Below are 13808 nucleotides of genomic sequence, written 5' to 3'. Positions count from 1 at the left end.
CCAATCTCCTGAAAGTATGTTGTTTTCATCATAAAGTATCTAACCGCTGAGAAAGCGCCAGTTCCACTGCTTTCTCAAACTCCAACATTGACAAACCGCGATCGCCATGCAGGGCGGCTCCTCTGGAGCATCGCTTCCAGCGGGCGCTCTGCGCCAATGCCCTTCGGGCACGCTACGCGAACGCACTCTTAGCAACTATCTCAAAGAAGCGATGTCTGGCGACAAGAAGCAGAGCTTCTACGCATTTCTGGTGATGGGGTTAACTGTGCGATACGCTTTGCGTCAACTCAAATCTTGCACCTTTGGGTACAAACCCAGGGAATGTAAAAAGATACGCAATAAGGCTACCTGATTTTTGTTAGCTTTTATCGCTAAATTAAGGGTTTTAATTTAATACTGAGTTATTCATTTACATCAATTTTTCTTGGTGCAACATGTGAGTCAAGCCTCCGGCTTATCGCCCTTTGGGCGGCTCCCTCTGGGAGCATCGCCTCCGGAAACTGCGCTTGGCGCAATCGCACTTCGGTTGAAGACTCCTTGCTCAGACAAGGGTTCAACCAAATACTTGCGACGCACTATAGTGATGGGGTTAACTGAGCGATGTCTAAGACGGGCTACGCCTACGCACTTCGTTGTACACTCTTTGCTGACACAAGCATTCCACTAAATTCTTAACTGATACCTTAACTGGTATATCTGGTCTGGTGCAAATAGGGAAATTTTGCAGACTGGAATTAGCTTTGAATCAGGGGAGCAGATCAAACAGGTGATCACTGCGATCGCACTTCTGATAATGGAGTTGATGTGGGCGATCGCTTCGTGCTGGTATCTCTAAGCTATAATTTTCGGCGATGGGGTTAACTGTGCGATCGCCTCCGGAAACTGCGTTTGGCGCGATTGTACTTCGTTGCACACTCTTTGCTGACACAAGCATTCCACTAAATTCTTAACTGATACCTTAACTGATATATCTGGTCTGGTGCAAATAGGGGAAACGTTGCATACTCGGATTAAGGCTAAATAAAGGGAGCAATTACAGAAGTGCGATCGCTCTTATTTGCTTATACCAGCTAGATTTGAGACAAAATAACCCCATTAACACACTGTCATAATTTCAACTCCGCCTAAAATGCTCAAAATCTAAGCTGGATATAGGTTTTGGTAATGGCGATCACTGCGGCTTGTGAGAAATCCGGGATAGATGCTGTTGAATTTACGAACGAGCCGACTTTCCCACTGCATAAGTTACGATAACCTGTCCCTATTACTAATTTAAGTACTTACGCATAAATATTCATGCAAGAACAAATCAATTGTGATTTAGCTCAAAACCTTGCTTTTAAGAGGTTTTACTCTATTTTACTGAGAAGCAGATGAATATTTTGCATAACTACTTAGACTAGCCCTTATCTCGGCTCAACCTTTGAATACTCCCTCTCGACCTAACTCAGTGCCAATGTGACGTGGCGTGTAAAGAATACAAGGTATTAACATGGAGTACAAAATTGTCAAAGATACAGATAAATCGAACAAGCAGGAAAAAGCACAGGCTTTAGTAGAGCAGCCAAAGTGGACTCTGGAAGAGGTGGTGCTATCCAAAAGTACGCTTGAGCAAATTGACCAGATGATTGCTTTCGTACAAAACAAAGATAAGCTTTTGATTGATTGGGAGTTTAATCGCGTCTTGAAAACAGGAAGCGCTTTGAGCATTAATTTTTTTGGCCTACCGGGTACAGGTAAAAGTATAACGGCTGAAGCCATTGCTCATAAACTTGGTGTGTCAATTATTAAAGCCAATTATGGCGAGCTTGAATCTGCTTTAGTAGGAGGGACATCTGAAAACTTGGTTTCTGTTTTCAAAACAGCAGAAGAAACAAAAAGTTTACTATTCTTTGATGAAGCTGATGCAGTCCTCAGTGGAAGAATTTCCAACCCATCATTAGCAGCCGATCATGGGGTGAACTCAGCCAAAAGTACTCTGCTCACTCTCTTAGATAAATTCAACGGGATTGTTGTGTTTGCCACAAATCTTTTTGAAAACTATGATGAGGCTTTTTTGAGAAGAATTCTTTTCCATGTAGAGTTCACACGTCCAGATTCAGCCATGAGAGAACAACTATGGAGGTTTCACCTATCGGAAAACGTACCCAAAGAAGTAAGTTATGAGGATTTGGCAACTCTTAGCGGTGGCCTTTGTGGTGGTGATATCAGAAATATCGCTATCAAATTAGGCTTAGTATTGCTAACTGAAAAGGTGCATAGGATTGATGAAGCTTCATTAAAAGAAGAAATAGTAAATTACACTGAGATAAAACTAAAACACAAGGGAATAACAATGTCAGTGGATACTACTGAGAATCAATCTGAGAAAAATATTAATACGGAGGAAACACAGTTATGAATTTTGTTTGGATAATACTTATCTTTGCTGCTGGAGTCGCTGTCGGTCGTTTTTGGAAAGAATTACAGGCATGGGCTGATCGAGTACTAAATGAATTTCTTGCTTTTACTGACAAACTAATTGATGTTTCAGCAGATGCCTTAGTTGATATGGCAAAAGAAGGAACTCGTTATGCTGTTAAAGGAATAACGGCTTGGGTTCAAAACATTTTTAATGATGATGAGGTAAGACGTTTTTATAAAGAAGAACGGATTCCTATGTCACAAGTTCCTGATGAAATTAAAGCTCAACTTCAAGAAAGAGTGAAAACACAACTCATGAAGCTACAATCAAGTAATAATTAGGAGATAATTTGTTATGAATGGACAAGAGAGTTCTCAAGACAAGCCTGATAATAAGATTTATGACAAAATCACAAATCTTTCCAAGCGACTTGCAGACGCAGTTGAAGAAGGATTGAGAGAAGGACTGCAAGAAACTACTAACTTGGTCTGTGTTCAACAAGGAGTGTTGGATTTTGAGCGAATCAAAGAAGATGTAAGACGAATACAAGAAGATTTGAAAGCCAGAGGTACAGTTATTGGCAGTCATCTCATTTTGGATGAAAAACAGAACTTCATGGAAATTCGGACTTACATTGAGAGAAATGGTGAAATTTTTGTGATACCTGTCAAAGCTGAAGTGAAACAAATAACTAATATTCCCTCTGACATTGTTAATGAACTAAAAGCAAAAGGGCGTGTTGAACTAAGTCTAAAACTTTAAGCAAGGAGACTGTAAATTTTTTAGTGTAAGTTAAAGTATTGGACTTTGGACAAAAAAAAGCGATCGCCAACAATAAAACCTACCCTACACCTTCCACAGCCCCCAAAGCCAAGAGTACTGATATCTGCGCTGCTGTTAATCCAGTCACCCCCCTGATGTTCATCCCTTCATCAAGGCGATCTACTTTCAGGGTTTTAATGCACTCAAATGCGCTAACAAATTGAGGACATTGCCTCCCGCATACCCTGCCAGTATTGAGGCTTGATGTCTTTGCTGCTCCAGTACATCCTTCAACATTTGCACAAGCTTTTGCTGGCTGCCCAACTCTATCAGCAGTTGCTCAAGCAAGGGTTGCACAATTAGTTGTCGTTGTGTTTCCCGAATGTAGTCCTTTGCACTCGTCTTCATCAGGGCATGAGTTTGGAGGAGAGCGAGGGGTGAGGAATTTTCTGCTCTGTCTGTACAGTTTACTATTTCTTGACAAACTTGCTTAACCAATCGCTCCGTAACGTATTCCTTGACTACAGGTTGCAGTGAGAATTGCTTTCCTGTTTTTTCAATCAGCGTTCGCGGAGCGGTCTCTATGAGACATCGCCGCAACAGCGAGTACAAAGCTTGCGGCAATTGTTGCTTGGAGGTGACACTCACTACATCTTGTTTTAATTCCTTTACAGATACGGGTTCCCGATTAATTGCCAACCACAACATCACCTCTTGTTCTACTGGCGACAAGCGACTAAACTGGCGATCAAGCAGATCGCGGATATCATTAAAGACTAGTACTCCTTGTCCGATATACTCCAACACCTCCGCAATAGAGCCGTCAAACAACTGTTGAATTCCTGCTGCTACCATCTTCAGCGCGAACGGGTTGCCTCCGTAGTGTTCGATCAGTCTGATCCATTCTGCATCCGTACCCGTAAATTGCCCTCTATGCTCGAACAGCTTTCGCCCATCTTCTGGTTTTAATCCTCCCAGTTGCAGCGAAGCGCAAGCGCGACGACAAGTCGTTCGCACTTTTTTCTCCTCTCCTTCAAGCGCTACAATATCTTTGGGCTTTTCCCGACTGGTCACGAGCAAGCAACTCTGATGGGATACCTCTCCAATGCGCTGGAACAGTTGACCGTATCCCTCATAACCCTCCATACAATGTCCAGCCCCACCACCAGCGCTTAAGATTGTCTCAGCATTGTCTAAAATCAGTAGACAGCGTTTATCTCGGAAGTACTTCATCAGCTTGGACAGTTTCCCATCCAGGCTACTAGGCACAACTGGGTCTTCTTGGAGCATCTGCATTATTGATTGCAACACGCTTCCCAATAACTCCTCCAAGGTAGGGGCATTTTGGAGCGATCGCCACACCACTACCTCAAACTCAGTTTTAAATTTCTGCCCGAACTTCACGGCTAGCGCAGTTTTGCCAATTCCACCCATTCCTAGCAGTGCGACTAAACGGCAATTTTCTTCCAATACCCACTGCTGTAGCTGTGCCATTTCCTCACAGCGATCATAAAACACAGATACATTCGGTGCGTCCCCCCAATCTTGCTGTTGGTTTTCCTGTCGGACATGGGTATAATCTTCGTCGGATAGCTTCTCCAAACCAAAGGCTTTGATATAGCACTCTAGTGAATCCTGGTCAACCGCGACTTTGCGCTTGCGGATGCGAGAGATGGTCTGTATTGATAGACCTGTGCGATCGCGAATTTGCTCTTTGGTAAAGTGCTGACCGCTTTCTTTCTTAGCCTTTTCCAGCTTGCGCCATCCCACAGGTGTGAGGATGACACCCCGATAGCGTTTGTGTTGAGAGGGGGAGTTGGAGGACATAGATGTACCGTAAGGATTCAGGTCAAGGGGTATTGACACGTTAATTTACCCCGTCGAATTCATTCTGAAATCGGATGCATCTCACTTTTTTAGATACAGCAATGCTGAATGAATTGTGAAATTATCGGCAGTCAAGAGTCAACAATCAACAATCAAAAGTGACTATTGACAACCCTTATGATGATTTCACTAATCAAATAGGACTGCTATATAGACTGAACTACAAACTGAAGTTGGTGCTTTTCGGATTATTTCCCGATACTCCAGTAATTTTGACTGTATGGGAAAATTTGGTAACTAAGTATCAAGTTATGGGCAAACAGGCACACGATAGGCGGTTAGTTGCTGCTATGATTTCTCACGAAATGACACATCTATTGACCTTTAATACGGTTGACTTTAAGCGGTTTTCCGAAATCACTGCTGTAGATCCAAGGACAATCGTACCACCACCATAATTAGCGCTCACTCCAGGAACGCTACACAGTGCTGTATGGAAAGAAACCGTCAAACGCACAGGTGATGAAAACCTCGGCTTACACTTGGGTGAGGTGTTTAATCTGGCAACATTTGGCATTGTTGGTTACGTGCTAGTCAACTGCCAAACCTTCAGGGAAGTGTTAGAAAAACTCTCGCGATATACCCGTCTGTTTAGCCAGGGTGCTCATATTCACTTCTCTGTGTCTGAGGGAATGGTGTTGTGTGACTGCGATCTTGTGGATGACTTGAGAAATTACTTAGTAGAGGAACTCCGTCACGCGTCAGTACCCGCGTCCTGATGATGTTTCTGAACATGAGCGCATCTTTCAAACCGGGTTGCACTTCTTACAGCAGTTTTCACGTATTTGAACCACACTGTAAGGGCACAGCAATGCTGTGTCCCTACGGCAAATGTGGTCTATTTACCTGAAAATAGCTGTAATGCCCACCAATCGCATTATCTTCGATGCAAATTGTCTCAATTGGTTAATCTTGTCAGCCAATTCAAATCTGCTCTCGGTGTTTGAGCAACATGCTGAAGCAATGCTTGATGCGATGAATCGAAAGGACGATTATACCCGACAGGTTGTGCAGGCGATCGCTCAGCAATTGAAAGGAGAACTGCCCTCAATTGAGGCGATCGCTCGTAGTTTAGCAATCAGCGTCCGTCAGTTACAGCGCGAATTACAGGTTGAGGGCACATCTTTTCAGCAATTGCTTAAAAAACCCCACCCGTCTCTGTATGGGGATTTGGGCATAGGGCAACCGCGAATGGGGCATAGAACCCATGCCCGATGCCCCATGCCCCAAGAAATGGCTGACGGCTTTCCTCCCCACCCGTCTGTGTATGGGGATTCCAGCCGTTTCTTATGTTGACTAAACTCGTAAACAACTGTCACTGCGGCATTTGAAAAATCCGAATACACCAATTCACGATGTTGCATTTTTACTAGGCTTCTCTGAACCCAGTGCTTTTCACCGTGCTTTCAAGCGATGGACAGGGCAAACTCCACGAAATTACCGATTATCAAATGTTTGAGTTAGCCAATGAGGGGCTTGGGGAGCTATAAGCTCCGCGCTGTACTGCGTAGCAGTCAGCGTCGGGAGTACGTCACATGTAGATAGGTTGTACCGTCTAATCCCTCTCTGAAGAAACCGTATTTGCTCTTGGTTGAGGAATGATATAATGGCTGATTATTTATGTCCATTCAGCAAGTGAAGTTTTACAATACCCGTTTGTTTACTTATCGTATCCGCCCAACATCACCCCTTCCCCTCTCCTTACTAACTATGCATTGTCCGGATCTTTCTTAACATTCTTGAAACCCTTGCTATACCAAGCTTATAAAGGTTGACTTGTCAGCAGGGCTTGACAATTGACCACTCATACTTCTTAGTCAAAGAGCATTTTTATTGAGAATGTACCACCCAGATATTAGGGTTTGATGGTTGGTGAGCGCTTACTCTCACAAATATTGAGAAAGATCCGGGTAATGGATAGCCTTACTAAGGAGAGGGGAAGGGGTGAGGTAAAATAAGCCGTTATACATTAATCGCCTGTCTATTGTTTGCTGACGTGTAATAACCGTTGCTATCTTCAGCTTTTACATTTTGCAGTAGTTCTTTACCTGTAATCAATCTTGCGCCACGTTTGCGGGTGAAATAGTTCCAGCCCCACTGAATCATCACTACCAGCTTGTTGTCAAACTCAATTAAGAAGTAGATGTGAACAAACAGCCAAAACAGCCAGGCGAAGAAACCTGAAAATTTCATAAAACCTAAGTCTACAACGGCAGAGTTTTGTCCAATTACCGCTAAACTACCGGAATCAACATAACGGAATTGTGGCAATGTCTTACCTTTAAGCTGTTGTTTAATCAGTGAAGCAACGTATTGTCCTTGCTGCATCGCTACGGGTGCAACGCCTGGTAAGGGTTTGCCGTTTTGATGGGCAAAATTCGCCAAGTCTCCAACGACAAAAATGTTGGAGTGTCCCTTAATACTCAAGTCGGGTTCAACAATAACTCGTCCAGCGCGATCGCACTCAGCCCCTGTGCTTTCTGCTAGCATCTTTCCTAGAGGCGAAGCTTTCACACCTGCCGCCCATAATACTGTCTTTGCTGCAATCTGCGTTACTTCATCACCTTGTTTGAGGGTAACAACATCACCTTCTATGTTCGTAACCAGTGTTTTTGGCTGAACTGTGACACCCAACTTTGTCAGCGATGCTTGTGCTTGTGTTGATAACTCTGGTGCAAACGGTGGTAAAACCCGATCCAAACCTTCGAGGAGTAAAACCTGCGTTTCGGAAGTGTCGATGTTGCGGAAATCCTCTTTCATGGTGTGGTAAGCTAATTCTGCGATCGCACCTGCTAATTCCACACCAGTAGGACCACCACCGACAATCACAAAAGTCAACCAAGCACGGCGTTTTTCCGGATCAGTTTCTTTTTCTGCTGCTTCAAACGCTGTAAAGATGCGGCGACGCATTTCTATCGCATCTTCCACAGTTTTTAAACCAGGGGCAAATTCTTCCCATTGGTCCTTGCCAAAATAAGAATGCTTTGCACCTGTGGCGAGGATTAAAGAATCGTAATGTATTGCTTCCTCACCCATAAAGACTTTTTGTGCCTGTGGATCGATATCATTCACTTCTCCCAGCAGCACTTTTGTATTCTTGCTCTTACTGAGTACGGAACGCAGCGGTGAAGAAATATCAGCCGGAGATATCGTGCCAGTGGCGACTTGGTATAAAAGCGGTTGAAATAGATGAAAATTTCGTTTATCAATTAGAGTCACATGGACATCAGCACGACTCAGTGCTTTTGCGGCATATAATCCTCCAAATCCACCACCAACAATGACTACGTGTGATGGTGGCTTATTTTCTACTGCGTTTACCATAAGATTTGTTTCCTTTTATTGACCGCTTGTCATCCTTCTTAACAAATTTTAAACAATTTCGTCAAAGTAGTTCTGCTCATTTTTTACATATTTAGAAATGTAAAGGTATTGAACAACACGTGAAAAATGTAATTCGTATTACTTTTTTCTTATGACTTGTGTATTGACAGAAATTTGATTGTATGCGAGTGCCCTGACTTGATAAAGTACAGAAGTTAAGCATGAATCAGTTAACCTTGCTGTATTCTTGATAGTGTAAGCAGGCATCAACTTATGCAGCTTAGGGATAAAAAGGGAAAAAATTGCCAGTATTCTAGTCAGTTCAACCAAGAAGACTGAGTGCCGTTGATGCACGTAACTGTCTCAAAGTAAAAATAAAATGTAAAAATAAAATTTTTGTAGGGCCAATTCACCTAGAAGAATTGGAGGAAAGCGCATTTAAACTTTGTTGTCAGATGGCAAGATGACCACCCCACAACTGTAAATCCAACACTGACAGCATCAAAGAGGGCATAGGCTGATAGTTTAAGCAGTACGGACTCAGGGTAGGGCGATCGCTTACTATAAAACTAAGCTTATAGCTGTAGCTTGAATGCGCTATGCAAATTACAGGTGAAATTCAAGGATGAAATTGCTCAGCGACTAAACCAAGCATGGGGAAGCCTTTCTCGTCGGCTTCTAGAAAACGAGTTAACTTTATTTGTACCGACCTACTTATATGTCATATTGCCATGACCGCGATTACCATCAACTTTAATAATGTTGTTAAACTAACCGACGACCAATTTTACCAACTGTGTCAGGATAATCCCGAAGTCAAATTTGAACGTAATGCTTTTGGAGAACTCATTGTAATGCCACCAACGGGGGGAGAAACAGGAAAACGCAACGCCAAACTTACTGCACGATTTGTCGTGTGGAACGAACAAACACAACTGGGTGAAGTCTTCGACTCCTCCACCTGTTTCAAACTTCCCAACGGTCCCGACCGCTCCCCCGATGTTTCCTGGATACAATTAGAAAGATGGAACGCACTCAGTGCCGAACAGCGCGAGAAGTTTCCTCCTATCGCCCCAGATTTTGTTTTAGAGTTAATGTCCCCATCCGATAGTTTGAGTGAAACGCAAGCCAAAATGCAAGAATATATGAATGCAGGCCTAAAATTGGGTTGGCTTATCGACAGAAAAACTCGCCGCGTTGAAATTTATAGACAAAGCCAACCAAAAGAAGTATTAGAATCGCCCACAAGCTTATCTGGAGAAGATATATTACCTGGTTTTGTTTTGGATTTACAGATAGTATGGGGTTAAAAAATATTGGTTTGCATAACCTAATTTATCCAAAAAATATCAGGGAAAGAAGATTGGTATTGGCTATGATAGCGATCGCTGGTTCTCTGTAGTAGAGACCACTTGCCCATTTGGCGGGAGTTGAAGGCGTAACAAAAATCACCTGCTTTTAAGCCAGCATATAGCTATTCGTCTGCCTAACGCACAACAGAGTTAGCATCGTCACTTCGGAGGCTACCGCCAACTTAATATCTCATCTTTAGGGAACGGGGAGCAGCGAATACGGATAGGTGCATTCCGGTGAGCGCCCCACGAGGGGAAAGTCGAAAGTCACGCATTCAAAAGTCACGCATTCAAAAGTATTAAACTCCCTCGCAACTTTTGAAAGAAGCACCTGCATTCTTCACTTTCTGAAATCCTTGCTATATAAGGCTTATAAAATGTGCATCTTAAGAGCGCTCAACTTGCGGCGTTTTTGCCACAAGTATCTAAACGCGATTAGTATTGAAACTATAATCCGGAACAGTGCGACTTTATCTTGTAGCTCCTTGTGTTTTTTTAGATACAACTGAGATGCACCGACGCACTGGAAGACTCGCAATGCTGAGATATCTCACAAGCCGCAAAATACTGGCTGCTTTATTTGTGCTAGTTATTTGCCTTACCCTAGTATATGGTTGCTTTTCTGGACAAAAAACTCTAGCATCCGCGCCCGTATTGCTCACAGATCCTTTTCTACAACTCCCTACCGCGTCTTCAGTGCGAGTTGTATGGTTTACCGAGTTTGCTGGTTCCAAACATAGCGTTGCGTATGGGGATAATTTCCAGCAAACAGCCACAGCAAATACTACCAAACTCAGTCGTACACGGGAAGACCAAGAATCAAAAGTAGGAAACCAAACGCAAAACGGGCAAGTTTACAAGCAACCTGTCGCGCGTGACATTTGGCGACATGAGGCGGAAGTTATTGGCTTAACTCCAGGGAAACGAGTTGCTTATCGCGTCACGAGTGTTCGAGAAGATGGCGAGAGTGTGAGCAGCAATGCTTTTACCTTAGCACCTACCCCAACTCCTGGAACACCATTGAAAATTCTACTGACTTCTGACCATCAGTTGAAACCGATGATAGCAGCAAATCTGCAAAAGGTCGTAGAAACAGTTGGCAAAGTGGATGCGGTGTGGTTAGCAGGAGATACAGTGAATATTGCAGACCGTGCCTCAGAATGGTTTGATGATAATAGGGGCGGTGCTTTCTTTCCTTGTTTGCAAGGTCATGCTAAGTCCCAAAGAGATTTTAAGGGTGGAGAAATCATTCAACACGCCCCCATGTTTACCAGCATTGGTAATCATGAAGTGATGGGACGCTTTGGCAAGACTGGGAGTTTAGGCGATGAATTTAATGATGCCATCCCGCGTGCTGTGGCTTTAAAGTTGTATGGGGAAAAATCGCTGAAAGAGAATTCTTATAATACTGATACTTACGAAGAAATTTTCACATTACCTGAAAGTAAAGAAGGTGGAGAAACTTACTATGCAGTAAGTTTTGGTGATGTCCGTTTGGTGGTTTTGTACGCAGCGAATATGTGGCGGACTCCCAACATGGATGCATACGCGAGAGGAAAGTACCGCGAAAGAGACAAAGATTTACAAAATCCAGAGAATTGGGGTTACGGACAAGTTATTTTTGAGCCAATTGCTAAAGGAAGCAAGCAGTATAACTGGTTAGCACAAGAACTCAACAGTTCTGAGTTCAAACAAGCAAAGTATAAGGTGGTGATGTTCCATTATCCGCCGCATTCTTTGGGCGACAATATTGTCCCTCCTTATACTGATCCCGTGCCGAATATTGAACGTGATGCGAATGGCAAAATTAAGGCAGTGCGTTACAACTACCCTAAAGAAGCAGACTACCTGATCCGTGATGTGATACCTTTACTTGAAGCAGCTAATGTACAGATGGTACTTTATGGGCATTCGCATCTATGGAACCGCTTTCGCAGTCCGTCGGGAATGCACTTTCTTGAAACATCTAATGTTGGCAATACTTACGGTGCTTTCTTGAGTGGTGATAAACGACCAGTTCCGCCTAGGGACACAAAGGATTATGCTGCACTTGGTGATCCCAATGGATTAGAACCAGTTGTACCAACAATAGCTCCTTTGCCAGGTAAAGATGGTAAACCTATGCCTTATATTGCTAGTAATGACATTACGGCTTTCAGCATCTTTGACACGGGTACGGGTACAGTCAGCAGTTATCGTTTTGATACAAGTCAGCCGAATTCAAAGGTTGTGAAGTTTGATGAGTTTCAGTTGCTACAACTAAGATAGTAACTTATTATAAAAGGTATGTAGTAAGCGCTTTAGCGCTAAAGCGCTTACTACGAGCTAGTTTTCAAGCTTTACTTTTCTTTACATAGTTTGATTTTTTCTCGCCTACTTACTTACAGCAGTTTGTTGAGCGTCATGAAGAAGTTAGGAATTTGTTTGTTTGTTGTGTGATATAGCTGGGGCATCGCCGATTTCCAAATTCAACCAAAGTTGATTAAGTTGCACTAGCAACTGACTTTTTGCGGGAAGGACGCTTGCGATCTGATTTTTTCTTCAGTCCCACCGCTTGAGCTTCATCGCTATCTGAGCCATATTGCCCGCGCACGACTTCTTTCATAGCTAATACAGCGTTATGAAATTCCCATTCTGCTAATCGCGCAGCATCAGAAGCAGCACGGTATAAAGCGAGTTTTTCGGTTTCAGTTTGTTGAGAAATCAACATCGCCTGATAAACTTCCTGTAACTTTGCAGTGGAGGCATCAGCACGAGTTGTGTTGTAAGTGCTGACGGTTTGCAAACCGTGGAATGAGTCAATATCTTGACTAATGTTTTGAGGGCGTAAACGACGTGTTTTATCTTGGATACTCATAAATCTATGCAGTGGTATAGTGTACATTTAATGTACCCATTGCAATAAAAAAATTAACAGTAAGGTAAAGTTTTTAAAATGGGCAAGCTAAAAAAAAGTAAGCATTAACAATGGATTAACTTGAATTATTAATGTATCGGCTTGCATTGTGGATACATTGGCTTGCATTATTAATGTATTGACTTGTATTGTGAATGCATCAGCTTGCATTATTAATGTATCGACTTGCATTGTTAATGCATCGACTTGCATTATGAATGCATCGACTTGCATTGTGAATGTATTGTCTCATTAAATAACCTTACTAAGTTTGTAGTGAGGACTTTAGTCCTCTTCCACGAAAACAAGGACTGAAGTCCTTACTACATATAAGTTTTATGATAAGTAATTTGCCGGACTTGATATAGGACTAATATTTGATTTTTGAAATACACGTAAGGTGGGCAGTGCTTATCGTATCCTGTGTACTATATCCGGATTCTGGTAGGCACTGCCCACCCTACACTACTCAATTGGTAGGCAGAGCCTCCTAAGGCTGCATCCCCAGCCTGAGGCTGGGAACGAGGCAAAACCCTTCTAAAATCTCGTTAAATCTCGTTTCCAGGTTCCACCTGGAAATGCCCTTGAAGCGGCTCTGCCGCTCAATTGGCAGGCAGAGCCTCCTAAGGCTGCATCCCCAGCCTGAGGCTGGGAACGAGGCAAAGTTCCGACTCCAAAACTTTTAAGAAAACTTCTTCAAACATCGCACCGTGTGTTATCCTTTCTGGCATTAGGTAAAATCAACTAATTACAAATAGAGCGATCTGGATCATCCGGTATCATGCCGTTATCTGGGTTTTTCAGATAGTCGCCTACCCATTGGCAACTCAAATGAAGTAAATCCTCCAGATTAAGATTCCACAGTTTCACCGTTTTGTCCGAACTAGCAGAAGCGATCGTCTTGCCATCCGGACTGAACGCTACGTGCCTAACCAAATCCGAATGCCCCTTGAGGGTGGTGATGAAAGTGCCATCAGCACGCCACAGTTTCACGGTTTTGTCGCTACTTGCAGAAGCAATCGTCTTGCCATCCGGACTGAACGCTACGTGCCAAACCGGAAACGAATGCCCGTTGAGGGTTGTGATGAAAGTGCCATCAGCACGCCACAGTTTCACGGTATTGTCCCTACTTGCAGAAGCAATCGTCTTGCCATCCGGACTGAACGCTACGTGCCAAACCAAA

General features: G+C 43.2%; 15 protein-coding genes and 1 pseudogene. 9 read left to right on the top strand and 7 right to left on the bottom strand.

The window, feature by feature from the left end:
- Positions 1-28: 28 nt before the first annotated feature.
- Together ACM0OZ_RS26365 and ACM0OZ_RS26360 are read right to left on the bottom strand one after the other, a co-directional pair.
- Positions 29-157 (bottom strand): hypothetical protein, encoded by a 129-nt coding sequence (locus ACM0OZ_RS26365; RefSeq protein ID WP_414585782.1) that lies wholly within the window; start codon positions 155-157, stop codon positions 29-31.
- Between the two features lie 588 nt (positions 158-745).
- Positions 746-913 (bottom strand): hypothetical protein, encoded by a 168-nt coding sequence (locus ACM0OZ_RS26360; RefSeq protein WP_414585781.1) that lies wholly within the window; start codon positions 911-913, stop codon positions 746-748.
- A gap of 579 nt (positions 914-1492) precedes the next feature.
- On the opposite strand from ACM0OZ_RS26360, the gene ACM0OZ_RS26355 reads away from it, so the two are divergent.
- Genes ACM0OZ_RS26355 through ACM0OZ_RS26345 form a run of 3 tightly spaced genes read left to right on the top strand, consistent with a single transcriptional unit; the run spans position 1493 to position 3166 of the window.
- Positions 1493-2401: an ATP-binding protein gene (locus tag ACM0OZ_RS26355; protein WP_414585780.1), complete on the top strand. Its 909-nt coding sequence runs from the start codon at positions 1493-1495 to the stop codon at positions 2399-2401.
- A complete protein-coding gene (locus tag ACM0OZ_RS26350; protein WP_414585779.1) occupies positions 2398-2745 on the top strand; it encodes a hypothetical protein in 348 nt (115 codons plus the stop codon). The genes ACM0OZ_RS26355 and ACM0OZ_RS26350 overlap by 4 nt, the downstream gene beginning before the upstream one ends.
- A gap of 13 nt (positions 2746-2758) precedes the next feature.
- Positions 2759-3166 carry a hypothetical protein gene (locus ACM0OZ_RS26345; RefSeq protein WP_414585778.1) on the top strand — a complete coding sequence of 136 codons (408 nt, stop codon included), beginning with the start codon at positions 2759-2761 and terminating at the stop codon, positions 3164-3166.
- A 186-nt stretch (positions 3167-3352) separates the two neighbouring features.
- Here ACM0OZ_RS26345 and ACM0OZ_RS26340 read toward each other — a convergent pair whose 3' ends face one another.
- The gene (locus tag ACM0OZ_RS26340) at positions 3353-4993 is read right to left on the bottom strand and encodes an NB-ARC domain-containing protein (RefSeq protein ID WP_414585777.1); all 1641 of its coding nucleotides are present in this window, start codon (positions 4991-4993) and stop codon (positions 3353-3355) included.
- Positions 4994-5151: 158 nt separating this feature from the next.
- Here ACM0OZ_RS26340 and ACM0OZ_RS26335 point away from each other — a divergent pair, with 158 nt between their 5' ends.
- The 4 genes and pseudogenes from ACM0OZ_RS26335 (at position 5152) to ACM0OZ_RS26320 (ending at position 6512) form a co-directional block, all read left to right on the top strand.
- Complete coding sequence (locus ACM0OZ_RS26335; protein ID WP_414585776.1) at positions 5152-5451, top strand: hypothetical protein; 300 nt, start codon at positions 5152-5154, stop codon at positions 5449-5451.
- Positions 5452-5517: 66 nt separating this feature from the next.
- A pseudogene (locus ACM0OZ_RS26330) lies at positions 5518-5772 on the top strand (AraC family transcriptional regulator ligand-binding domain-containing protein); the annotation flags it as partial.
- A gap of 97 nt (positions 5773-5869) precedes the next feature.
- Positions 5870-6349: a hypothetical protein gene (locus tag ACM0OZ_RS26325; RefSeq protein ID WP_414585775.1), complete on the top strand. Its 480-nt coding sequence runs from the start codon at positions 5870-5872 to the stop codon at positions 6347-6349.
- 16 nt (positions 6350-6365) lie between these two features.
- Complete coding sequence (locus tag ACM0OZ_RS26320; protein WP_414585836.1) at positions 6366-6512, top strand: helix-turn-helix domain-containing protein; 147 nt, start codon at positions 6366-6368, stop codon at positions 6510-6512.
- 503 nt (positions 6513-7015) lie between these two features.
- On the opposite strand, the gene ACM0OZ_RS26315 is transcribed toward ACM0OZ_RS26320, so the two are convergent.
- Positions 7016-8377: an NAD(P)/FAD-dependent oxidoreductase gene (locus ACM0OZ_RS26315; protein WP_414585774.1), complete on the bottom strand. Its 1362-nt coding sequence runs from the start codon at positions 8375-8377 to the stop codon at positions 7016-7018.
- A 731-nt stretch (positions 8378-9108) separates the two neighbouring features.
- Here ACM0OZ_RS26315 and ACM0OZ_RS26310 point away from each other — a divergent pair.
- Positions 9109-9687 carry a Uma2 family endonuclease gene (locus tag ACM0OZ_RS26310; protein ID WP_414585773.1) on the top strand — a complete coding sequence of 193 codons (579 nt, stop codon included), beginning with the start codon at positions 9109-9111 and terminating at the stop codon, positions 9685-9687.
- A gap of 579 nt (positions 9688-10266) precedes the next feature.
- Positions 10267-11997 carry a metallophosphoesterase gene (locus tag ACM0OZ_RS26305; protein WP_414585772.1) on the top strand — a complete coding sequence of 577 codons (1731 nt, stop codon included), beginning with the start codon at positions 10267-10269 and terminating at the stop codon, positions 11995-11997.
- A gap of 214 nt (positions 11998-12211) precedes the next feature.
- Here the strand turns inward: ACM0OZ_RS26305 and ACM0OZ_RS26300 are convergent, their stop codons facing one another.
- The 3 genes from ACM0OZ_RS26300 to ACM0OZ_RS26290 form a co-directional block, all read right to left on the bottom strand.
- Entirely contained in the window at positions 12212-12586 is a 375-nt protein-coding gene (locus tag ACM0OZ_RS26300; protein ID WP_414585771.1) for a hypothetical protein, read from the bottom strand.
- 87 nt (positions 12587-12673) lie between these two features.
- Positions 12674-12859 carry a hypothetical protein gene (locus ACM0OZ_RS26295; protein ID WP_414585770.1) on the bottom strand — a complete coding sequence of 62 codons (186 nt, stop codon included), beginning with the start codon at positions 12857-12859 and terminating at the stop codon, positions 12674-12676.
- Positions 12860-13369: 510 nt separating this feature from the next.
- On the bottom strand, positions 13370-13808 hold a 439-nt coding region (locus tag ACM0OZ_RS26290), incomplete at its 5' end, for a WD40 repeat domain-containing protein (RefSeq protein ID WP_414585769.1).

Source organism: Scytonema sp. PCC 10023 (assembly GCF_963920835.1).
Taxonomy (GTDB): domain Bacteria; phylum Cyanobacteriota; class Cyanobacteriia; order Cyanobacteriales; family Nostocaceae; genus Kalymmatonema.
Note: the sequence above shows the minus strand (reverse complement) of the source record. Positions and strands in the feature narration are given on the sequence as shown.

Coding starts and splice junctions, on each gene's coding strand:
- ACM0OZ_RS26355 (WP_414585780.1), top strand. CDS start 1,493: ATGGAGTACAAAATTGTCAAAGATACAGATAAATCGAACAAGCAGGAA.
- ACM0OZ_RS26315 (WP_414585774.1), bottom strand. CDS start 8,377: ATGGTAAACGCAGTAGAAAATAAGCCACCATCACACGTAGTCATTGTT.
- ACM0OZ_RS26305 (WP_414585772.1), top strand. CDS start 10,267: ATGCTGAGATATCTCACAAGCCGCAAAATACTGGCTGCTTTATTTGTG.
- ACM0OZ_RS26295 (WP_414585770.1), bottom strand. CDS start 12,859: ATGCAAGTCGATGCATTCATAATGCAAGTCGATGCATTAACAATGCAA.
- ACM0OZ_RS26300 (WP_414585771.1), bottom strand. CDS start 12,586: ATGAGTATCCAAGATAAAACACGTCGTTTACGCCCTCAAAACATTAGT.
- ACM0OZ_RS26310 (WP_414585773.1), top strand. CDS start 9,109: ATGACCGCGATTACCATCAACTTTAATAATGTTGTTAAACTAACCGAC.
- ACM0OZ_RS26340 (WP_414585777.1), bottom strand. CDS start 4,993: ATGTCCTCCAACTCCCCCTCTCAACACAAACGCTATCGGGGTGTCATC.
- ACM0OZ_RS26350 (WP_414585779.1), top strand. CDS start 2,398: ATGAATTTTGTTTGGATAATACTTATCTTTGCTGCTGGAGTCGCTGTC.
- ACM0OZ_RS26345 (WP_414585778.1), top strand. CDS start 2,759: ATGAATGGACAAGAGAGTTCTCAAGACAAGCCTGATAATAAGATTTAT.